Origin of the sequence: Amycolatopsis sp. NPDC051102 (assembly GCF_040682815.1) — a bacterium.
Classification (GTDB): Bacteria; Actinomycetota; Actinomycetes; order Mycobacteriales; family Pseudonocardiaceae; genus Amycolatopsis.
The window spans coordinates 414,223-435,748 of the sequence record NZ_JBFBBT010000004.1; the positions used below are offsets into that span (position 1 = coordinate 414,223).

Sequence of the window (21,526 nt, forward strand, 5' to 3'; positions counted from 1 at the left end):
GTTGGTCCGTTGGAGCGCTCTATTGATTAGAGCGCTCTAATCTTGTAGCGTCCGTCACAGCAAAGTCAAGGCCGAGTTTCCGGTGCTCAGGGGAGGTGCGGGATGGTGCGTCCGACCATGGAGGACGTCGCCGCGCGGGCGGGAGTTTCCCGCGCGCTGGTCTCCCTGGTGATGAACAATTCACCGAAGGTCTCCGACGCCCGGCGCGCGGCGGTGCTGCGCGCGGCGGAAGAACTCGGCTACCAGCCGCACGTGATGGCGCGGTCGCTGGCGAGCCGCACGTCCACCGTGCTCGGCGTGATGGTCAACGACCTGCGCAACGCCTTCTTCGCCGACATCGTCGAAGAGCTGGACACCGCCGCGCAGGCGGCCGGGTTCGACCTGATCCTCAACACCGGCGGCCGCAGTCCCACGCGCGAGTGGAACGCCCTGCACAACCTGCTTTCCTTCCGCCCGGCGGGGATCATCCTGCTCTCCCCGGTCGTGCCGGCTTCGGCGATCCAGGTCGCGGCCCGGCAGTGCCCGGTCGTCCTGGTTTCGCGGACGGTCCGTTCGTCCACAGTGGACACGGTGAACGACGACGGCGAAGCGGGTTCCGCGCTGGCCGTCGACCACCTGGTCGGCCTCGGGCACCGGCGCATCGCGCACCTCGACGGCGGTGGTGCGGCCGGAGCGGCCCAGCGCCGCCGCGGCTTCGAGGCGGCGATGCGGCGGCACGGGCTGGACCCGATCGTCGTGCGCAGCGAGCACACCGACATCGGCGGCGAGAAGGCGGTGCGGGAACTGCTCGCGGCGTACTCGCGGGCGGAGCTGCCGACGGGTTTGGTCGCCGGCAACGACTTCAACGCGGTCGGCGCGATCTCGGCCCTCGAAGAGGCCGGGCTGCGGGTGCCCGAGGACGTCTCGGTCGTCGGCTACGACAACACCTCGCTCGCCGCGCTGCGGCACCTTTCCCTGACCACGGTGGACCAGCCCCGCAAGGACATGGCGCGGCTGGCCTTCGAAGCGCTGATCGAGCGCGTCCGCGGGGAGCGCACGGAGCCGGTCCGGCACCTGCTGCATCCCTCGCTGGTGGTCCGGGCGACCACTTCTGAGACAGGAGGAGCTTGACGATGAGGTTGGGACTGGCGGGCACGGGCCGGATCGGCACCGCGCACGCGGAGACGCTGAAGGGCTTCGACGAGGTCGAGTCGGTCGTCGTGGCCGACGTCGACCCCGCGCGGGCCGTTTCCGCCGCCGCGAAGCTCGGCGTCGAATCGGCGCCCCTCGACGAACTGTTCGCCGCCGGACTGGACGGCCTGGTCGTCACGGCGGCGACGGACGCGCACCCGGGCCTGATCATCGCCGCGGTCGACGCGGGCCTCCCGGTGTTCTGCGAGAAGCCGGTGGCCGCGGACATCCCGGGCACGCTGGCGGTGATCGACCGCATCAGTGCCGCCGACGTCCCGGTCCAGATCGGCTTCCAGCGCCGGTTCGACGCGGGCTACGCGGCGGCCCGGGCGGCGGTCGCATCGGGCGAGCTGGGCTGGCTGCACACGCTGCGGGCGACGACGTTCGACCCGGCGCCCCCGCCGGCGGAGTACGTGGCGCACTCGGGCGGCCTGTTCCGCGACTGCGGCGTCCACGACTTCGACATCATCCGCTGGGTGAGCAGCCGCGAGGTCGAAGAGGTGTACGCGATCGGCGCCAACCGCGGCGAGCAGTTCTTCCGCGACGCGGGCGACGTCGACACGGCGGCGGCGACGCTGACCCTGGACGACGGAACGCTGGCCACGGTCTCGCTGACCCGCTACAACGGCGCAGGCTACGACGTGCGGCTCGACGTGCTCGGCTCGGTGTCCGGCGTGGTGGTCGGCCTCGACGACCGGGCGCCCCTGCGCTCGGTGGAGCCGGGCGTGCCGCCCCTGCCCGGGCCGGCGTACCCGGGGTTCATGGAGCGCTTCCGCCCGGCGTACACGACGGAGCTGCGGGCCTTCCTGGACGTCGTCGCGGGCCGGGCGCCTTCGCCGTGCGGAGCGGCTGATGCGCTTGAAGCGTTCTACATCGCGGAGGCGTGCGAAGTCTCGCGCCGGGAACGGCGTCCGGTGAAGCTGGCGGAGGTCCGCCGCTAGCCGCCTGGCCGGCGACGTCCCCACACGCCGCGCGTGGCCGCCTTCGTCGGGGCGGCCACGCGCTCCCTGGCCTCAGCCGAGCTGCAGCTCCGGGGAGTACATCTCGATCCAGTGGTACAGGTCGAGCACCCGGTCCAGGCCGATGCGCATGGCCGGGTCCATCGTTGCCGGGTCCACTTCGGACGCCCGGTGTGCCCAGGTGCGGTCCACCAGGCCGAACACGTCGTGCTTCGGCTCGGCCAGCACCTCCTTGACCTGCTGCTGCAGCGCTGCCGCGTAGCCCGGGTCCTGCGTCGACGGGTACGGGCTCTTCACCCGCTGCGCGACCGACTCCGGCAGGACGTGCTTGGTCGCGTGGCGCAGGAGGCTCTTCTCCCGGCCGTCGAACGTCTTCAGCGACCACGGCGTGTTGTACACGTACTCCACCAACCGGTGGTCGCAGAACGGGACACGGACCTCCAGGCCCACCGCCATCGACGCGCGGTCCTTGCGGTCGAGCAGCATCCGGACGAACCGGGTCAGGTGCAGGTTGCAGATCGTCCGCATCCGCGCCTCGCGCTCGGACTCGCCGTCGAGGTGCTCCACCGCGGAAACCGCCGATGCGTACTGGTCGGCGATGTAGGACTCGACGTCGAGGTTCTTCACCAGCTCCGGCGTGTACAGCGACGCCCGCTCGTCCATCATCGACGTCCGGAACGCCAGCCACGGGAACGTGTCCGCGTTGACGGCCTTCTCGTCGTGGAACCAGCGGTAGCCGCCGAACACCTCGTCGGCCGACTCGCCCGACAGGGCCACCGTCGACTGGCCGCGGATTGCCTTGAACAGCAGGTACAGCGACGTGTCCATGTCGCCGAGGCCGGCCGGGATGTCGCGGGCCCGCAGCACCGCGCGCCGGACCTCGGGGTCGGTCAGGTCGCCCGGGTTGAGCATGACGTCTTCGTGCGCCGAGTTGACCAAGGAAGCGACGTCGCGGACGAACGGCGAGTCCGCCGTGTCGCGCATCTCGTCGGGCTTGAAGTTCTCCTCCTGGCCGAAGAAGTCGACGGAGAACGTCCGCAGCTGCTCGCCCTGCTCGGCCAGGCGCGCGGCCGCGAGCCCGGTGACGGCGCTGGAGTCCAGGCCGCCGGAAAGCAGCACGCACCGGGGGACGTCGGCGACCAGCTGGCGGTTGACGATGTCGGTCATCAGCTCGCGCACGCGCGCGACCGTCGTCTCCTGGTCGTCGGTGTGCTGCTTCGCGTCCAGCTTCCAGTAGGTGCGGGTCCTGATGCCCTCGCGGGACACGGTGACGATCGTGCCCGGCTGCACCTCCTCCATGTCCTTCCACAGCGACCAGCCCGGCCGCTTGGTGAAGCCGGCCAGCTCGCGGAACCCGTCGAGGTCGACGACCTTCTTGGCGAGCGGGTTGGCCAGGATGGCCTTCGGCTCCGAGCCGAAGAGGACCCCGTCGCGGGTCGGGTAGTAGTAGAACGGCTTGATGCCCATCCGGTCGCGGATCATGACCAGCCGGTCGTCGCGCTCGTCCCAGATCGCGAAGGCGTACATGCCGTTGAGGTGGTCGACGACCGCGTCGCCCCACTGCAGGTAGCCGTGCAGCACGACTTCGGTGTCGCTGTCGGTCTCCCACTTGTGCCCGAGCTTCGTCAGCTCTTCCTTCAGCTCGGTGAAGTTGTAGGCCTCACCGCTGTAGACCATCGCGATTTCGCCGTTCGGCGTCGACACCGTCATCGGCTGACGGCCGCCGGGCAGGTCGATGATGGCCAGGCGGCGGTGGCCGAGCGCGACGTGCGTGCGCACCCAGGTGCCCTCGTCGTCCGGGCCGCGGCAGGACATGGTCGCGGTCATCGCGTCGATCACGTCCCGGCGGCGGGTGAGGTCGGCGTCGTAGGAAACCCAGCCGGCGATACCGCACATAGGTGATCCCCTCTCCCAAGGATTTGCTTAGCCGATACAACTATCGGTAACACAGGTGTAACACGGCCTGAAGATCTTGTCTGCCCGAATTGCACGTTCCGCACCTGTTCGGTCACGGGTTGTGTCGCGAGTCACTAACCAACTGCATACGGTGAGCTACGGGCAAACGTTTGCGTGACTGCCGCCACTCGCCGTCAAGACGCCGTAAAGGCGTGTCAGGAACGCATCAAGGCGCCATCAGCCGGCCTTCGGAACGGCCTCGCCGGACCGCACAGTGACGTCGTCGCGGTCACCGAACCCGGTGACCTGTCCTGAGAGGTGCCTGTGGCCGACTTGCTCTACGCCGTTCTGCTGATCGGTGTCTTCGTGGTGCTGGCGCTTGTTCTGCGCGGTTTGGAGAAGCTGTGAGCGGCGCCGGAACCCCGGCCGACGTCGTCGGCGGCCTGCTGGCGCTCGGCCTGCTGGTGTACCTGTTCGTCGCTTTGATCCGGCCGGAGAAATTCTGATGCGCCCCGACGTACTTCTCCCCGCGGAGGGGCCGAAATGACAGACACGACGGCCGGGCTCATCCAGCTCGGCCTGCTCCTCGCCGCCCTCGCCGCGGTCCACAAACCGCTCGGCGACTACCTGGCGCGTGTCTTCTCCACCGAGAAGCACCTGAAGCTCGAGAAGGGCCTCTACCGGCTCTTCCGCGTCAACCCCGGTTCCGAGCAGCGGTGGCCGACCTACGCCGCGGGCGTGCTCGGCTTCTCGTTCGTCTCGGTCGTCCTGCTCTACCTCCTGCAACGCCTGCAGCCGCTGCTGCCGTGGAGCCTGGGCCGCGGCTCGGTGAGCCCCGGCGTCGCCTTCAACACGGCGGTCTCGTTCGTCACCAACACGAACTGGCAGTCCTACGTCCCCGAGACGACGATGGGCCACTTCGTGCAGATGGCCGGGCTGACCGTGCAGAACTTCCTGTCGGCGGCGGTCGGCCTGGCCGTGGCGATCGCCGTGACGCGCGGGTTCGTCCGGGCGAAGACCGACCGGCTCGGCAACTTCTGGGTGGACCTCACCCGCGGCACGGTCCGCGTGCTGCTGCCGATGGCGTTCGTCTTCGCGCTCGTGCTGGTCGCCCTGGGCGTCGTGCAGAGCCTGAAGGCCGGCGTCGCCGTCACCAACCCGGACGGCAGCCACGGCACGATCGCGCTCGCCCCGGCCGCGAGCCAGGAGGCGATCAAGGAACTGGGCACCAACGGCGGCGGCATCTTCAACGCCAATTCCGCGCACCCGTTCGAGAACCCGAACGCCTGGAGCAATCTCGTCCAGCTGTTCCTGATCCTGGTCATCCCGGTGAGCCTGACCCGCGCGTTCGGCAAGCTCGTCGGGAACCAGCGCCAGGGGTACGTCCTGCTGAGCGTGATGGGGCTGCTGTGGGCCGCTTCGCTGGCGCTCATCTGGTTTTCCGAGGCCAAGGCGAACAACCCGGCGGCGCTGGCCGCCGGGGCGAGCATGGAAGGCAAGGAGCAGCGCTTCGGCATCGGGCTGACGGCGTTGTTCGCCGACACGACCACCGGCACGTCGACCGGCGCGGTCAACGGCGCCCACGACAGCCTGTCCGGGCTCGGCGGCGGCGGCCCGCTGCTGAACATGCTCTACGGCGAGATCTCGCCCGGCGGCGTCGGCACCGGCCTCTACGGCATCCTCGTGCTGGCGATCATCGCGATGTTCTTGGCCGGGCTGATGGTCGGGCGCACGCCGGAGTACCTGGGCAAGAAGCTCGGCAAGCGCGAGGTCACCTGCGCGGCGATCGCCATGCTCGCGATGCCGACCGTGGTGCTCCTCGGCTCGGGGATCGCCCTGCTGCTGCCGGGCACGGCGGGCGCGCTGGGCAACTCCGGCGCCCACGGGCTGTCCGAGGTCCTCTACGGCTACGCGTCGACCGGCAACAACAACGGCAGCGCCTTCGGCGGCCTGACCGCGACGAGCGACTGGTTCCAGTCGTCGTTCGGCGTCGCCATGGCGTTCGGCCGGTTCGTGCCGATCCTCGCCGTGCTCTGCCTGGCCGGTTCCCTGGCCGCCCAGCGGAAGGTGCCCGAAACCGCGGGCACCCTGCCGACCACCGGGCCGCTGTTCGCCACCCTGCTCACCGGCACGGTGGTGCTCGTCGCGGCCCTCACGTTCATCCCGGCGCTCGCGCTCGGGCCCATCGCGGAGGCACTCGCATGACCGTCACCGAAGAACGACCGCAGGTGACTCCCGCCGAACCCCCGAGCCGCGTCGGCGTGGGTGTCTTCAGCCCGCGCCAGCTGTGGACGTCGCTGCCGGAAGCGTTCCGGAAGCTCAACCCGAAGCACCAGCTCGGCAACCCGGTGATGTTCGTGGTGTGGGTGGGCTCCGCGCTCACCACCGTCTTCGCGGTCTTCGACCCGAGCGTGTTCACCACCCTGATCGCCGTCTGGCTGTGGTTCACGGTGCTGTTCGCGAACCTCGCCGAGGCCGTCGCCGAAGGGCGGGGCAAGGCGCAGGCGGAGAGCCTGCGGCGGTCGAAGAAGGAGACCGTCGCCCGCCGGCTCACCTCCGGCGGTGAGGAGCAGGTGCCCGGCGTCGAGCTGAAGGTCGGCGACCTGGTCGTCGTCGAGGCGGGCCAGGTGATCCCGGGCGACGGCGACGTCGTCGAGGGCATCGCGACCGTCGACGAGTCGGCCATCACCGGCGAGTCCGCGCCCGTCATCCGCGAGTCCGGCGGCGACCGGAGCGCGGTCACCGGCGGCACGACCGTGCTGAGCGACCGGATCGTCGTGAAGATCACCACCAAGCCGGGCGAGTCCTTTGTGGACCGCATGATCGCCTTGGTGGAGGGCGCTTCCCGGCAGAAGACGCCGAACGAAATCGCGCTGACGATCCTGCTCTCGACGCTGACGATCATCTTCCTGCTCGCCGTCGTCGCGCTGCAGCCGATGGCCCGCTACTCCGGGTCCGAGCAGTCGGTGATCGTGCTGACCGCGCTGCTGGTGTGCCTCATCCCGACGACGATCGGCGCGCTGCTGTCCGCGATCGGCATCGCGGGCATGGACCGCCTGGTCCAGCGCAACGTCCTGGCGACGAGCGGCCGCGCGGTCGAAGCCGCGGGGGACGTCTCGACGCTGTTGCTCGACAAGACCGGCACCATCACCTTCGGCAACCGCCGGGCCACCGAGCTGATCCCGGTCGGAACGTCCACATCGGACGAACTGGCCCGCGCCGCCCGGCTCGCCAGCCTGGCCGACGAGACGCCCGAGGGCCGCAGCGTCGTCGAGCTGACGGCGGACCACGCGGCGCAGGACGAGCACGGCGAGTTCGTCCCCTTCACCGCGCAGACGCGGATGAGCGGCCTCGACATCGGGACCCGCCGGATCCGCAAGGGCGCGGCGAGCGCCGTCCGAGCCTGGGTACGCGACAACGGCGGCGAGTTCCCCGCCGAGACCGAGCGCGTGGTCGACGAGATCAGCGCCCAAGGTGGGACGCCGCTGGTCGTCGCCGAGGACACCGTCGTGCGCGGCGTGATCCGGCTGTCCGACGTCGTCAAGCCGGGCATGAAGGAGCGCTTCGAAGAGCTGCGCTCGATGGGCATCAAGACGGTGATGATCACCGGCGACAACCCGCTCACCGCCAAGGCCATCGCCGCGGACGCCGGCGTCGACGACTTCCTCGCCGAAGCCAAGCCCGAAGACAAGATGGCGCTCATCAAGCAGGAGCAGGAAGGCGGCCGGCTGGTCGCGATGACCGGCGACGGCACCAACGACGCCCCCGCGCTCGCGCAGGCCGACGTCGGCGTCGCGATGAACACCGGCACCTCGGCCGCCAAGGAGGCCGGGAACATGGTCGACCTCGACAGCGACCCGACGAAGCTGATCGAGATCGTCGAGATCGGCAAGCAGCTGCTGATCACCCGCGGCGCGCTGACGACGTTCAGCGTCGCCAACGACCTCGCGAAGTACTTCGCGATCCTGCCCGCGATGTTCACCGGCATCTACGCCCAGCTCGGCGGGCTGAACGTCATGCACCTGGCCACGCCGAAGTCCGCGATCCTGAGCGCGGTGATCTTCAACGCGCTGATCATCGTGGTGCTCATCCCGCTCGCCCTGCGCGGCGTGCGGTACAAGCCGTCGTCGGCCTCGGCCCTGCTGCGCCGCAACCTGCTCGTCTACGGCCTCGGCGGCATCGTCAGCCCCTTCCTCGGGATCTGGCTGATCGACCTGCTCGTGCGCCTCGTCCCCGGAATCGGGTGAAACCGTGAACACACTCGTCAAACAGACCTGGGCCGGGCTGCGCGTCCTGCTCGTGATGACCGTGCTGCTCGGCGTCCTCTACCCCCTGGCCGTGTGGGCCGTCGCCCGCATCCCCGGCCTGGAGGGGAACGCCGAAGGCTCGGTCGTGACACAGCACGGCCAGGCCGTGGGGTCGTCGCTGATCGGCGTCGACCCGGTGCCCGCCGACCCCGCGCACGACCCGTGGTTCCACACGCGGCCCTCGGCCGCCGGGCCCGGCCTGCCCTCCGGCGCGTCCAACAAGGGCCCGTACGACGAAGGTCTCGTGAAGACCATCGAGGAGCGCAAGGACGCCGTCGCGAAGCGCGAAGGCGTGACACCCGATCAGGTACCGCCGGACGCGGTGACGGCGTCGGGCTCGGGCCTGGACCCTGCCATCAGCGTGGCTTATGCCGATCTGCAGGCGCAGCGGGTGGCCCGGAACACGGGGCTGTCGCTCGACCGGGTGAAGCAGCTGATCGAGCAGCACACGAGCGGAGCCGGGATCGGGGTTGCCGGGGTGACTGTGCTCCCGCTCAACTCGGCCGTGCAGGCGGCGGCCGGGGGAGCACACTGACACCGTGACCACGGCAGTGTCCGAACAAGAAGCCGCCAAGCCGCGCCGCGGGGAGCTGAGGATCTACCTCGGCGCGGCTCCGGGCGTCGGCAAGACCTTCGCCATGCTCGGCGAAGCCCGCCGGCGCCTGGACCGCGGCACCGACGTCGTCGTCGGGCTGGTGGAGACGCACGGCCGGGCCAAGACCGCCGAGCTCCTCGACGGCCTCGAGATCGTCCCGCGGCGCCAGGCCGGGCACCGCGGCCGCGAGTTCGAGGAGATGGACCTCGACGCCGTCCTGGCCCGCGCGCCCGAGGTCGCCGTCGTCGACGAACTCGCGCACACCAACGTGCCGGGCTCGCGCAACGCCAAGCGCTGGCAGGACGTGGACGCGCTGCTGGAGGCCGGGATCGACGTGCTGTCCACGGTCAACGTGCAGCACCTGCAGAGCCTCAACGACGTCGTTGAGCGGATCACCGGCGTCACCCAGCAGGAGACCGTGCCGGACGAGGTCGTCCGCCGCGCCGAGCAGCTCGAGCTCGTCGACATCACCCCCGAGGCGCTGCGGCGCCGGCTCGCCCACGGCAACGTCTACCCGGCCGAGCGGATCGACGCCGCGCTCGGCAACTACTTCCGCCCCGGCAACCTCACCGCGCTGCGCGAGCTGGCCCTGCTGTGGGTGGCCGACCAGGTCGACGTCGCCCTCCAGCGCTACCGCGCCGAGCAGCGGATCACCGACACGTGGGAGGCGCGCGAGCGCGTGGTCGTCTCCATCACCGGCGGCCCGGAGAGCGAGACGCTCATCCGCCGCGCCAGCCGGATCGCCACCCGGGCGGGCGCCGAACTGCAGGTGGTGCACATCCTGCGCGGCGACGGGCTCGCCGGCATCGGCCCGACGGCGATGGCCCGCTGCCGCACGCTGGCCGAAGAGGTCGGCGCCACGTTCCACACGGTCGTCGGCGACGACGTGCCGACCGCGCTGCTGGACTTCGCCCGCGGCGTCAACGCGACCCAGCTGGTCATCGGGACCTCGCGGCGCCCGCGCGTGGCCCGGCTGTTCGACGAGGGCATCGGCGCTTCGGTGGTCCGCCGGTCGGGGCCGATCGACGTGCACATGGTCACCCACTCCGAGGCGGCCGGGCGCCTGCGGGCGCGGCTGGCCACGAGCCCGCTGGGGCTGTCGAGGCTGGTCGCGGGCTGGGTGCTGAGCGTCGTGCTGCCGGTGCTGGTCACGCTCGTCGGCGTTTTCGTGCCGAGCGGGCTGGACTTCGCCACCGACGTCATCTCCTACGTGCTGGCCACGGTGGTCGTCGCCCTGGTCGGCGGCCTCGGCCCGGCCCTGGTCGCGGCCGTGCTGGGCGCCGGGTTGCTCAACTTCTTCTTCACGCCGCCGCTGTACACGCTCAACGTGCACACGCCGCAGAACCTCGTGACGCTGATCGCGATGGTCGTGGTGGCGGTGCTCGTTGCGCTGGTCGTCGACCAGGCCGCGCGCCGGGCGACGCAGGCGGCGCGGGCGCGGACGGAGGCGGCGCTGCTGGCGTCCTACGCGCGGACCGTGCTGACCCACACGAACCCGATCGAGCGGCTGCTGGCGAAGGTCCGCGAGAACTTCGCGCTGACGTCGGTGACGCTGCTGGAGAAGCAGGAGGGGCAGTGGCAGTGCGTGGCGGCCGCGGGGGAGCGCCCGTGCGCCGACCCGGACGAGGCGGACGTCGACATCGCCGTCACCGCCGACGTGCACCTGACCCTGCGCGGGCGGGCGCTGCCCGCGGCCGACCGGCAGGTCCTGGAAGCCGTGGCCGGGCAGGCTTTGCTGGCCCTGCGCCAGCAGCGCGCGGCCGCCGCCGCGGCCCGCGCCGAGCGCAAGGCCGAGGCGAACGAGCTGCGCACGACGCTGCTGTCGGCGGTCGGGCACGACCTGCGCACGCCGCTGACGTCGATCAAGGCGTCGATCGGCAGCCTGCGCGCCGCCGACCTGGCCCTGTCCGAAGAGGACGTCGCGGAGCTGATGGAGGCGATCGAGCTGTCCGCCGACCGGCTGGCCGGCCTGATCGACAACCTGCTGGACTCGTCGCGGCTGGCGACCGGGGCGGTCCGGCCGCACCTGCGCCCGGTGGGCTACGACGAGGTCGTCGCGCACGCCTTGTCCACAGTGGACGATTCGGCGGCGGTGCTGGTGGCGGTGGACGACCAGCTGCCCTCGGTGCTGGCCGACCCCGGCCTGCTGGAACGGGTGGTGGCGAACGTGCTGGACAACGCCCTGCGCCACGGCGGCGGCCCGGTGTCGGCCCGGGCCAGCACCCACTCCGGCCAGGTCGAGCTGCGGATCGTCGACCACGGCAAGGGGCTGCGCAAGGGAGCCGCCGACTCGGCGTTCGCGCCGTTCCAGCGGCTCGGCGGCGACCGGGACACGACACCGGGCGTCGGGCTCGGGCTGTCGGTGGCGAAGGGGTTCACCGAGGCGATGGGCGGCACGATCCGCGCCGAGGACACCCCGGGCGGCGGGCTCACGATCGTGGTTTCGCTGCCCGCGTTCAGTGTGGAGTTCGAACAGGAGGGGGTGCGATGAGCGACCCGGGCGCCACCGTGCTGGTGGTGGACGACGAGCCGCAGATCGTGCGGGCACTGCGGATCAACCTGACCGCCCGTGGCTACCGGGTGATCACCGCGCACGACGGCACGGCCGCGTTGAAGGCGGTGGCCGAGACCAAGCCCGACGTGGTGGTGCTGGACCTCGGCCTGCCGGACCTGGACGGCACGGAGGTGATCGCCGGCCTGCGTGGCTGGACGACGGTCCCGATCATCGTGCTGTCCGCCCGCGTCGACTCGGCGGACAAGGTCGAGGCCCTCGACGCGGGCGCCGACGACTACGTGACGAAGCCCTTCGGCATGGACGAGCTGCTGGCCCGGTTGCGGGCGGCGGTCCGCCGCTCGGCGGTGGCGGGCGCGGACGGCGCGGACGCGGTGGTGGACACGGCGTCGTTCAGCGTCGACCTGGCGGCGAAGAAGGTCCGCCGCCACGACGGCGTCGAGGTCCACCTGACGAAGACCGAGTGGGGCGTGCTGGAGCTGCTCGTCCGCAACCGCGGCCGGCTGGTGGCGCAGAAGCAGCTCCTGCACGAGGTGTGGGGCCCCTCCTACGAGACGGAGTCCCACTACCTGCGGGTGTACCTGGCCCAGCTGCGGCGCAAGCTGGAACTCGAACCCTCCCGGCCCCGGCACCTGCTGACCGAACCGGGGATGGGGTACCGCTTCGAGGTCTGACCCGGTGGGTACCCCGGGTGGGTGACTGAGGGGGAAACCGCAAAATCGAAGCGACGCAGCCGGAAAGCGCTGTGGCTGCTCCTGCTGTCGGCTCTGGTCTACCTGGCCGGGGTCGGGATCGCCGCCCTGCTGGACCGGCCCGACCCGTGGTCTCAGGGCGTGGTCGACCTGGGACCGTTCCTCGGCGGTGCGTTCGCGAAGTTCTGGTTCGGCCGGCACCGGCGCGACGGGCCGGCCTAGAACCAGAAGGTCGGCTGCTCGATCCCGAACCGCAGCTTCGCGTACCGCTTCGACGCCGCCGCCGAGAAGTAGATGTGCTGGGCCGCCGCGTGCAGGTCGCGGAAGCAGCGCTGCATCGGCTGGTCCGCGTGCAGCGCACCCGCGCCCGCGTAGCCGGACGCGAGGTTCACCGCGCTCAGCGACGCCTGCATCGCCTGCTGCGTCGCCAGCAGGAACTGGCCGCGCTGCCGGACGTCCGGGACGTCGCCCGCGCACGCCGTCTCCCACAACTGCCCGAGCGACTCGAAGACGAACGCCCGCGCCGACCGCAGCCGTCCTTCGGCGCGGGTCAGCGCGATCTGGACGTCGCCGTCCTCGGCGATCGGGCCCGGGCCCGGCGGGCGGAACTTGGCCGGCGCGAACCCGGTGAACTCGTCCAGCGCGCGCCGGGCGATGCCGAGCGGGACGCCCGCCATCAGCGTGCCGATGAAGGTGAAGAACGGGAAGCGCCACAACGGGCCGTCGTGGCGCGCCGGGTTGGTGAACGGCGAAATCGTGTGCTCCTCGCGCACGACTGTGTCGATCTCGACGTCGTGGCTGCCGGTGCCGCGCAGGCCGCTGACGTCCCAGTTTTCGACCACTCGCACCGCCGTGGCCGGCACGACGGCGAGCCGCCAGTCCCGCGGGTCGCCACCGGCGAAGCCGCCGTTGAAGAACAGGTCCGTGTGCGGGCTGCCGCTGCAGAACCCCCAGCGGCCGGCGAGGGCGAACTTGCCGTCGCCGTCCGGGGTGAGGCGGCCCATCGGGGCGAACACGCCGCCGCCGATCGGGTCGGGGGTGCCGGCCACGAGGTCCGCCGCGACGGCCGGGTCGAGCCAGGCGAGGAACGCCGAGCCGTTGCCGATGGTGATCGTCCAGCCCGCGGAGCCGTCCGCGCGGGCGAGTTCCTCGATCGTCTCGACGATCGTGGCGGGCGGCAGCTCCAGCCCGCCGAGCGTGCGCGGGGTCGCCAGGCGGAAGAGCCCGGCTTCGCGGGCCCGCTCGACGAGGTCGCGCGGCAGGGTCTGCAGCTGATCGGCTTCGACGGCCCGCGCGCCCAGCTCGGGCGCGAGGTCCCGCGCGGCGGTGACGGCGTCGGTCGTGGCTTGTTCCATCATGGTCAGCGCCCCCTCAGGGTGTCATGATAGATGGACATCTATTCGATAGAGGAGTCTCTACCTAAATGGACGGCCCTGTCAAGCGCCGGTACGACACTTCGCGGCGCCAGGAGCAAGCCCGGGAGAACCGCCGCCGGATCCTGGCGGCGGCGTCGGCATTGCTGCGGGAGAAGGGGTACGCGGGCACTGCGATGCCCGAGGTGGCGAAGGCGGCGGGCGTCTCGGTGCAGACCGTCTACAAGGCGTTCGCGAACAAGGCGACGCTGCTCAAGGCCGTCTTCGACGTGACGGTCGCCGGCGACGACGAGGACGTTCCGATCGCCGGCCGCGAGTTCATCGCCGCGATCCAGGCCGAGCCGGACGCCGCCCGCAAGATCACGATGTACCTGGACCACCTCGCGGCGGGCGCGCCGACGGTGGCGCCGTTCCAGCTGCTCGCCCGGGACGCGGCCGCCGTCGACCCCGCGGCCGCCGAGGTGTGGGCGCAGATGCGGCAGGAGATGCTCACGGCGATGACGTACTTTTCGGCCGACCTGATGGCCACCGGCCAGGTGAAGCCGGACCTGACGGCCGACGACGTCCGCGACATCCTCTGGACCTACCACCGCCCCGAGCAGTACGAGCTGCTCTGCCTCGAGCGCGGCTGGCCCCCGGAGCGCTACGGGCGGTTCCTGCGCGACGCGGCGGTCGCGGCCGTCCTGGCCTAGGAACGCCGAAGGCCACCGCCGCAGCGGTGGCCTTCGGCAGTGGTCCTACGCCATCGTGCTGGTTCCGGTCGTGCTCGACGACGGGGCGCCGGCCGAGCTCGAACCGCCGCCGCTCGGCTCGGTCGGGGTGGTCGTCGGCGGGGTGGTCGGGGTCGTCGGCGTCGGGGTGGGCGTCGGGGTCGTCGTCTTCGGCGGGGGGCTCACCGACGAGTGGACCGGCGGCGGGGAGCTGTCGCCCGTGTCGTTGCGCGGGGGCGGGGGAGGCGGCGGGGCCTGGGTGACGACCGTCGTGGTCGTCTTGCCGTCCGGGCTCACCGACACCACCGTCGTCGGGGCGCTCGAGGACGTGGGAGTCGACGTGGTCGGGATGCCGCCGACGGTCGACGGGCCGCTGGAGGACGGCGTGGCCGGCGGCGACTGGACGCCGGCCGGCACGGCCGCCTGACCGCCGGGACCGCCCGTGCCGCCCGCCGTCGTGGCGGGGACCGGCCCGGCGAGCTCGGCCACCGCCGCGAACGCGGTCGCGACGACCAGCCCGGCGACGCCGAGCACGACGTACCCGGTGCGGTTCGGTTTGCTGCCCTTGGGCGGCGCGGTGTCGATCCTGGTGATCCGAGAGCTCGAATCCGACCCGGCGGGGCGGGGCATACGGGGCTCCTTGGGGAATTCGGGGAGGCGCGGGTGAGGTCGTGGATCGGGGCAACGCCACCGCGGGGGAAGCGACCTCGGCGGCGAGGTTATCACCGGCGTGCGGGTATTCCCCCAGGTAGTGGCCTTGATCCGTTACTGTGCGCGGTCAGTTGACCCGGACGGGAGGAAACGTGTGAGTGAGGAAGAAACGCACACCCGGCTGACGGCGTGGGTGCGCGGCCGGGTGCAGGGCGTCGGTTTCCGCTGGTGGACCCGCAGCCGCGCACTGGAACTCGGCCTCGTCGGCAGCGCGAGCAATCTCGCCGACGGCCGTGTCGAGGTCATCGCGGAGGGTAGCCGTGACCACTGTCAGCGGCTGTTGTCCGCGTTACGGTCCGGAGAATCACCCGGAAGTGTGGAGCACGTCGCCGAGCGCTGGTCCGACCCGAAAGGGGGACTCTCGGGGTTCGTCGAACGGTAGCGGACGGCTTGCTCCGTCCGGGGCCGGTGTGGTTCGTGGTGTTGCCGGTGCGTGACCGGGTGTGCTAAGGCGCGCCGAGGAGGGGGCGCGTCCGGCGGTACCCGGAGGCCCCCAGGTAGCCTGGGACGATTGAAACGCCAGTACCGGCAGCCAGAGGGGTCAGCACCCAGTGCACCTGAAAAGCCTGACGCTCAAGGGCTTCAAGTCCTTCGCCTCGGCCACCACGCTGCGCTTCGAGCCGGGCATCACCTGCGTGGTCGGCCCGAACGGCTCCGGCAAGTCGAACGTGCTGGACGCGCTGCGCTGGGTCATGGGCACCCAGGGCGCCAAGGACCTGCGCGGCGGCAAGATGGAGGACGTCATCTTCGCCGGCACCGCGGGCCGCGCCCCGCTCGGCCGCGCCGAGGTCACCCTCACCATCGACAACGCCGACGGCGCGCTCCCCATCGAGTACTCCGAGGTGTCGATCACCCGCCGGATGTTCCGCGACGGCGCCAGCGAGTACGAGATCAACGGCGACCGCTGCCGCCTGATGGACGTCCAGGAACTCCTCTCGGACTCCGGCATCGGCCGCGAGATGCACGTCATCGTCGGCCAGGGCCAGCTCTCGGCGATCCTCGAGTCCAAGCCCGAAGAGCGCCGCGCCTTCATCGAAGAGGCCGCCGGCGTCCTCAAGCACCGCAAGCGCAAGGAACAGACCCTGCGCAAGCTGGCCAACATGCAGGGCAACCTCGACCGCCTCGGCGACCTCACCACCGAGCTGCGCCGCCAGCTCAAGCCGCTGGGCAAGCAGGCCGAGATCGCCCGCAAGGCCCAGTCGGTGCAGTCCGAGCTGCGCGACTCCCGCCTCCGCCTGCTCGCCGACGACCTGGTCACCCAGCGGGACACCATCGCGCGCGACGAGGCCGACGAGCGCACCGCCCGCCAGCGCCGCGCCGAGGTCGAACAGCACCTCGAGCTCGTCTCCGCCGAGGAAGCCGAGCTGGAAGCCTCCCTCGCGGAGGACGCGCCGCTGCTGCAGACCGCCCAGGAGACCTGGTACAAGCTGTCGGCGCTGGCCGAACGGCTGCGCGGCACCGTCCGCCTCGCGATCGAGCGCCAGCGGCACCTGTCGGCCGACGTCTCGACGTCGACCGGCGGCCGCGACCCCGAAGAGCTGCTCGAAGAGGCCGAACGCGTCGCCGAGCAGGAAGAAGAGCTCAACGAGGCCGTCATGGAGGCCCGCGAGCTGCTCGCCCAGACCATCCTGCGGCGCGAAGACCTCGAACAGCGCGTCCAGGCCGCCGAACGGGCGCACTGGGCCGCCGTCCGCGCGATCGCCGACCGCCGCGAGGGCATGGCCAAGCTGACCGGCCAGGTCGAGGCGCTGCGCAGCAAGAACGGCGCCACCTCCGACGAGATCGACCGCCTCAGCGTCTCCCTCGAGGAGGCCGCCGAGCGCGCCGAGATCGCCGTCGAAGAGCTGGAGATGGCGAAGGCCGAAGGCGGCGTCGAGGAGTCCGACGACGCCGGCCTGATGGACCGCCACGACCGCGCGGTCGAGGCCAACAACGCGGCCAAGGCGCGCGTCGAAGAGCTGGTCAAGGCCGAGCGCGCCGCCGAGCGTGAGATCGCGTCGGAGAAGGCGCGTGTCGAGGCGCTGTCGATGGGCCTGCGGCGCAAGGACGGCGCGGGTGCGCTGCTCGGTGCGTCGCACGAGCTGCCGGGCCTGCTCGGCTCGGTCGCCGCGCTGCTCACCGTCGAGCCCGGGTACGAGGTCGCGCTGGCCGCGGCGCTCGGCCCGGTGGCCGACGCGGTCGCCGTCACCGGCGGCGAAGACGCCCTGCGCGCGCTGAAGTACCTGAAGGAAACCGACTCCGGCCGCGCGGGCATCCTGCTCGGCGGCCCGGAGTCCACTGTGGACACCTACTCGTGGCCGTCGCTGCCGGAAGGCGCGCGCTGGGCCCGTGAGGTCGTCACCGCGCCCGCGCAGCTGCGGCCGGCCGTCGAGCAGGCCCTCGACAAGCTGGCCCTGGTCCGCGACCTCGAAGCGGCCCGGCACCTGGTCGCGGTGCACCCGGACGTCCGCGCGGTCACCGCCGAGGGCGACGTCTTCGGCGCCCGCTGGGCGATCGGCGGCTCCGGCAAGCGCGAGAGCGTGATCGAGGTCCAGGCCGCCGTCGACGAAGCCGCCGAGCGGCTCCGCTTGGCCGAGCGCTCGATGGAGCGGTACGCGGCCGAGCTGGAAGGTGCCCGCGCCGAGCAGCAGGCGCGCCGCGAAGAGGTGTCGCAGGCCAAGGACGCCCTCGGCGAAGCGAAGGTCCGCAAGGCGCGCTCGTCGGAGCGGCTCAACCGGATGCAGCAGGCCGCCCGCCAGGCGCAGGCCGAGGTCGAGCGGCTCACCGGGCAGCGCGCGAAGGTCGAGCAGAGCCGCGTGCAGGCGCTGGCCCAGCTCGCCGAACTGGAGGAACGCCTTTCCGCCGTCGCCGAGCAGCCCGTCGAGGACGACCCGGACACCGCCGAGCGCGACGCCGCCGTCGAAGAGCTGGCGGTCGTCCGGCAGGAAGAAATGGAAGCGCGGCTCGCGCAGCGCACCGCCGAAGAGCGGGCGCGCAGCATCGCGGGCAAGGCCGAAGGCCTCCGCCGCGCCGCGCACGCCGAGCAGCAGGCCCGGGAACGCGCCGAGCGCGCCGCCGCGGCCCGCAAACGCGGCGCCGGGATCGCGAACGCCGTCGTCAACGCCGGCGAGCTCGCGCTGGAACGCATCGAGCACTCGGTGCAGCGCGCCGCCGCCGAACGCGACCAGGTCCAGTCCCGCCGCCAAAGCCGCGAGCAGGCGCTGACCGGCGTCCGCGCCAAGGTCCGCGAGCTCACCGGCGAGCTGGAGAAGCTGACCGACGCCGTGCACCGCGACGAGGTGCTGCGCGCCGAGCAGCGGCTGCGGCTGGAGACCCTGGAAGCCAAGATCGCCGAGGACTTCGGCATCGGCCTCACCGACCTGGTGCAGGAGTACGGCCCGGACGTCCCGGTCCCGCCGAGCGCGGGCGAGATGGCCGAGTACGAGGCGGCCAAGGCCCGCGGCGAGGACGTCACCCCGCCGCCGCCGATGCCCTACGACCGCGACACCCAGGCCCGCCGCGCCAAGCGCGCCGAGAAGGACCTGTCGTTGCTGGGCAAGGTGAACCCGCTCGCGCTGGAGGAGTTCGCGGCGCTGGAGGAGCGGTACAAGTTCCTCTCCACGCAGCTGGAGGACCTCAAGGACACCCGCAAGGACCTCGAAGCGGTCATCAAGCAGGTCGACGAGAAGATCCTCGAGGTCTTCGCCGGCGCCTACGCGGACGTGGCCCGCGAGTTCGAGACGGTGTTCAGCGTGCTGTTCCCGGGCGGCGAGGGCCGGATGGTCCTCACCGAGCCGGACGACCTGCTGGCCACCGGCGTCGACGTCGAAGCCCGCCCGCCGGGCAAGAAGGTCAAGCGGCTGTCGCTGCTGTCGGGTGGCGAGAAGTCGCTGGTCGCGGTGGGCATGCTGGTCGCCATCTTCCGCGCCCGGCCCTCACCCTTCTACGTGATGGACGAGGTCGAGGCAGCGCTCGACGACACCAACATGCGACGCCTGATCGGCCTGCTGGAGCAGCTGCGCGACTCGTCGCAGCTGATCATCATCACCCACCAGAAGCCGACGATGGAGATCGCCGACGCGCTCTACGGCGTGAGCATGCAGGGCGACGGCATCACGAAGGTGATCTCGCAGCGCCTGCGCACGGCCGACGACGAACCGGTCGCGGTCGGCTGAGGCGGCTCACATCTCGTCTTCGCGCGGCGCACGCCGGTCCTCGCCGCGCACGGGCGGTTCGTAGGTGCTCAGGTCGTTGCCGATGTGGCCGACGTCGCCCAGCTGCGGCCGGCGCCCGCGCGGCCGCAGCATGCCGTGCTTGACCCCGCGCTTGCGGTCGGACCGGTCCACGATCAGCGCGACGACCAGCACCACCGCCAAGACCACGCCGAGACCGATGAAGAACCCCATGGGCATCCCCTCCCGATCCCCAAGGTACGCGGCCGGGAGGGGCACCACATCCGCTTATCCGGCGACCCAGAAGGCGTAGTCCGCCGAGTACGGCACCGCCGTCTGCGCCCCGGCCGCGCACGTCCCCGCCGGGGCCACGCCGCCGCGGGTGCCGAGGCGCTGGATGTAGGTCACCTTGCCGAAGACGCCGTCTCCGGTGTTGAGGTTCGCCTTGAGCAGCAGCTGCGGGATCGCGTCGGGCTGCGGCGCGTTCGCCGCCGCCGCGGCCCCGACCGTGCTTCCGTCCACAGTGGACGTCCAGACCGGGCCCTTGCTGTGGATGGCCACCGGCTTCCCGTGTTTCGACAGCACGGCCGCGGGCTGGATCAGCGCCCACGCGCCGTTCGTGCAGCCGTAGATCTGGACGCCCTCGCCGTGGTAAGTGGCCAGGTGCCGGTTGCCGTCGGGCACCTTGATCGCGTCCGGCACCGTCGAGTGCGCCGGGCTGGCCGAAGCCGTCGCCGCGCCGCCGACCAGCAGGGCGCCGACCGCGAGCGCCATCGTCATCCGTTTCATGGTCCCACCTTCGCTTCCTCCCGCCGCTCTCCGGCGGGCTCCCGCCATCCACACGGGAGCCTGCCGGGAACGGTTCAGAAGAATCAGGCGGCGGCCACCTCTTCGGTCGTGCCCGCGGCTTCGGCCTCGGCGGCCTTCGGATCCGGCGTCCGGTGGCGCAGGGCCAGCGCCCCGCCCACGACCAGCGTGATCACCACGCCCAGCAGCGTGTACCAGGGGTACGCGAGGGCCACGCGGTCCCCGGCCGCCTTCGAGAAGTCGATGCCGATCAGGCCGCCGGTCTTCGCGCTGAACTTCACCCCGAGGATGACGAACGCCATCACCACGACGGTGGTCACGAACGCGATGATCGCGTCGGCCTGCCGGGCCTTCTTGATCAGCAGGCCGAGCAGGAACGAGCCGAGCAGCGCGCCGTAGGTGTAGCCGGTGATCGCCAGGCCGAGCTCGATCACCGAGTTCTTCGTGGTGGAGAACAGCGACGCGAACACAGCGAACACCACGGCCCAGATCAGCGTCCACATGCGACCGTGCTTGAGCAGCTTCGAATCCTCCGGGGCGCGCTTGGTGAACCGCTGGTAGAGGTCGGCCACGGTGGACGTCGAAAGCGCGTTGAGCGCCGAGGCCAGCGCCCCCATCGTCGAGGCGAGCACACCGGCGATGAGCAGGCCCGAAACGCCGGCCGGCAGGTCGTCGATGATGAACCGCGAGAAGACGTCGTCCGGGCTCTGCAGCCCCAGCTGCGCCACGGACTTGCGCCCGTTGAACACCCACAGCATCGCTCCCACCAGCAGGAACAGCGCGAACTGGATGGTGACGATGATGCCGCTGCCGATCAGGGCCTTCTGCCCGTCGCGCAGGCTGCGGGTGGCCATCAGCCGCTGGGCGATCAGCTGGTCGGCGCCGTGCGAGGCCATCGACAGCGCCGCGCCGCCGAGCACCGCCGTGACGAAGGCGTACGGGCTGGTCAGCAGGTTCTTCGTGAAGTCGACGAGCATGAACTTGCCGTCCGCGGACGCCTGCGTGGCCCAGTCGGCGGGCAGCTTGTTCAGCAGCACGATCGCGGCCACCGCCGCGCCGCCGAGGTAGAGCGACAGCTGGATGACGTCGACCCAGACGACCGCCTTGATCCCGCCGATGTAGGCGTAGATCAGCGTCAGCGCGGTCAGGATCACCACGATCACCCAGTAGTCCAGGTGGACGTTGTAGTGCCCCAGGATCACCTTGATCGGGATCGCGCCGGCGAACAGGCGCACGCCCTCGGCGAGCAGCCGCGTGATCACGAACGTCACCGACGCCGTGCCCTGCAGCCCCGAGCCGAACCGCTTGCCCAGGAAGGCGTACGCGCTGACGAGGTTGCCGCGGAAGTACCGCGGCAGCAGCACGAACGCGGCGATCGTCCGGCCGATGATGTAGCCGAACGCCAGCTGCAGGAACAGGAAGGCGTTGCCGAAGACCAGCCCCGGCGTGCTGATCACGGTCAGCGTCGAGGTCTCCGTGGCCACCACGGACAGCATCACCGCGCCCCACGGGAGGCTGCGCTCGCCGACGAAGTAGTCGGCCGCCGACCGTTGCTTCCGGCCGACGAGCACGCCTATCAGCGGCATCGCCGCCAGGTAGATCACGATGATGGCGAGGTCAACACCGCGCATGGATCTCTCCTA

Annotated in this window: 18 protein-coding genes; 12 read left to right on the forward strand and 6 right to left on the reverse strand. The window is 71.4% G+C overall.

The annotated features are described in order from the left end of the window. Positions 1 to 102: 102 nt before the first annotated feature. Both AB0M93_RS16340 and AB0M93_RS16345 read left to right on the forward strand, forming a co-directional pair. Positions 103 to 1,110, forward strand: coding sequence for a LacI family DNA-binding transcriptional regulator (locus AB0M93_RS16340; protein WP_364273905.1), 1,008 nt, complete (start codon positions 103 to 105; stop codon positions 1,108 to 1,110). A gap of 2 nt (positions 1,111 to 1,112) precedes the next feature. Next, positions 1,113 to 2,111 carry a Gfo/Idh/MocA family oxidoreductase gene (locus tag AB0M93_RS16345; RefSeq protein WP_364273908.1) on the forward strand — a complete coding sequence of 333 codons (999 nt, stop codon included), beginning with the start codon at positions 1,113 to 1,115 and terminating at the stop codon, positions 2,109 to 2,111. 72 nt (positions 2,112 to 2,183) lie between these two features. Here AB0M93_RS16345 and asnB read toward each other — a convergent pair whose 3' ends face one another. Continuing rightward, the gene (gene asnB / locus AB0M93_RS16350) at positions 2,184 to 4,025 is read right to left on the reverse strand and encodes an asparagine synthase (glutamine-hydrolyzing) (protein WP_364273911.1); all 1,842 of its coding nucleotides are present in this window, start codon (positions 4,023 to 4,025) and stop codon (positions 2,184 to 2,186) included. Between the two features lie 404 nt (positions 4,026 to 4,429). Between asnB and kdpF the strand changes: the two genes are divergently transcribed. The 7 genes from kdpF to AB0M93_RS16385 are packed head-to-tail and all read left to right on the forward strand — an operon-like array spanning position 4,430 to position 12,353. Next, positions 4,430 to 4,531: a K(+)-transporting ATPase subunit F gene (gene kdpF, locus AB0M93_RS16355; protein WP_014466724.1), complete on the forward strand. Its 102-nt coding sequence runs from the start codon at positions 4,430 to 4,432 to the stop codon at positions 4,529 to 4,531. A gap of 37 nt (positions 4,532 to 4,568) precedes the next feature. Then, positions 4,569 to 6,230: a potassium-transporting ATPase subunit KdpA gene (gene kdpA, locus AB0M93_RS16360; protein ID WP_364273914.1), complete on the forward strand. Its 1,662-nt coding sequence runs from the start codon at positions 4,569 to 4,571 to the stop codon at positions 6,228 to 6,230. Further along, complete coding sequence (gene kdpB / locus AB0M93_RS16365; RefSeq protein ID WP_364273917.1) at positions 6,227 to 8,272, forward strand: potassium-transporting ATPase subunit KdpB; 2,046 nt, start codon at positions 6,227 to 6,229, stop codon at positions 8,270 to 8,272. The genes kdpA and kdpB overlap by 4 nt, the downstream gene beginning before the upstream one ends. A gap of 4 nt (positions 8,273 to 8,276) precedes the next feature. Beyond that, positions 8,277 to 8,867, forward strand: a complete 591-nt coding sequence (locus tag AB0M93_RS16370; RefSeq protein ID WP_364273920.1) for a potassium-transporting ATPase subunit C — start codon at positions 8,277 to 8,279, stop codon at positions 8,865 to 8,867. A 4-nt stretch (positions 8,868 to 8,871) separates the two neighbouring features. Continuing rightward, positions 8,872 to 11,418: a DUF4118 domain-containing protein gene (locus tag AB0M93_RS16375; RefSeq protein ID WP_364273923.1), complete on the forward strand. Its 2,547-nt coding sequence runs from the start codon at positions 8,872 to 8,874 to the stop codon at positions 11,416 to 11,418. Further along, a complete protein-coding gene (locus AB0M93_RS16380) occupies positions 11,415 to 12,113 on the forward strand; it encodes a response regulator (protein ID WP_103350156.1) in 699 nt (232 codons plus the stop codon). The genes AB0M93_RS16375 and AB0M93_RS16380 overlap by 4 nt, the downstream gene beginning before the upstream one ends. 21 nt (positions 12,114 to 12,134) lie before the next feature. Further along, positions 12,135 to 12,353, forward strand: coding sequence for a hypothetical protein (locus AB0M93_RS16385; protein WP_364273926.1), 219 nt, complete (start codon positions 12,135 to 12,137; stop codon positions 12,351 to 12,353). Here AB0M93_RS16385 and AB0M93_RS16390 read toward each other — a convergent pair. Beyond that, positions 12,350 to 13,489 carry an acyl-CoA dehydrogenase family protein gene (locus tag AB0M93_RS16390; protein WP_364273929.1) on the reverse strand — a complete coding sequence of 380 codons (1,140 nt, stop codon included), beginning with the start codon at positions 13,487 to 13,489 and terminating at the stop codon, positions 12,350 to 12,352. The two genes, AB0M93_RS16385 and AB0M93_RS16390, sit on opposite strands and share 4 nt — an antisense overlap. Before the next feature lie 65 nt (positions 13,490 to 13,554). Here AB0M93_RS16390 and AB0M93_RS16395 point away from each other — a divergent pair, with 65 nt between their 5' ends. After that, positions 13,555 to 14,196 (forward strand): helix-turn-helix domain-containing protein, encoded by a 642-nt coding sequence (locus tag AB0M93_RS16395; protein WP_364273931.1) that lies wholly within the window; start codon positions 13,555 to 13,557, stop codon positions 14,194 to 14,196. 45 nt (positions 14,197 to 14,241) lie between these two features. On the opposite strand, the gene AB0M93_RS16400 is transcribed toward AB0M93_RS16395, so the two are convergent. After that, positions 14,242 to 14,844: a hypothetical protein gene (locus tag AB0M93_RS16400; protein WP_364273934.1), complete on the reverse strand. Its 603-nt coding sequence runs from the start codon at positions 14,842 to 14,844 to the stop codon at positions 14,242 to 14,244. A 175-nt stretch (positions 14,845 to 15,019) separates the two neighbouring features. On the opposite strand from AB0M93_RS16400, the gene AB0M93_RS16405 reads away from it, so the two are divergent. Then, complete coding sequence (locus AB0M93_RS16405; RefSeq protein WP_364273937.1) at positions 15,020 to 15,307, forward strand: acylphosphatase; 288 nt, start codon at positions 15,020 to 15,022, stop codon at positions 15,305 to 15,307. Positions 15,308 to 15,476: 169 nt separating this feature from the next. Continuing rightward, positions 15,477 to 19,079: a chromosome segregation protein SMC gene (gene smc, locus AB0M93_RS16410; RefSeq protein WP_364273940.1), complete on the forward strand. Its 3,603-nt coding sequence runs from the start codon at positions 15,477 to 15,479 to the stop codon at positions 19,077 to 19,079. A 6-nt stretch (positions 19,080 to 19,085) separates the two neighbouring features. On the opposite strand, the gene AB0M93_RS16415 is transcribed toward smc, so the two are convergent. From AB0M93_RS16415 to AB0M93_RS16425, 3 genes are all read right to left on the reverse strand, one after another. Then, positions 19,086 to 19,310 (reverse strand): hypothetical protein, encoded by a 225-nt coding sequence (locus AB0M93_RS16415; RefSeq protein WP_364273943.1) that lies wholly within the window; start codon positions 19,308 to 19,310, stop codon positions 19,086 to 19,088. 54 nt (positions 19,311 to 19,364) lie between these two features. Further along, positions 19,365 to 19,865 (reverse strand): DUF3455 domain-containing protein, encoded by a 501-nt coding sequence (locus AB0M93_RS16420; protein WP_364273946.1) that lies wholly within the window; start codon positions 19,863 to 19,865, stop codon positions 19,365 to 19,367. An 83-nt stretch (positions 19,866 to 19,948) separates the two neighbouring features. Continuing rightward, positions 19,949 to 21,514, reverse strand: coding sequence for a sodium:solute symporter (locus tag AB0M93_RS16425; protein ID WP_364273949.1), 1,566 nt, complete (start codon positions 21,512 to 21,514; stop codon positions 19,949 to 19,951). Positions 21,515 to 21,526: the final 12 nt, after the last annotated feature.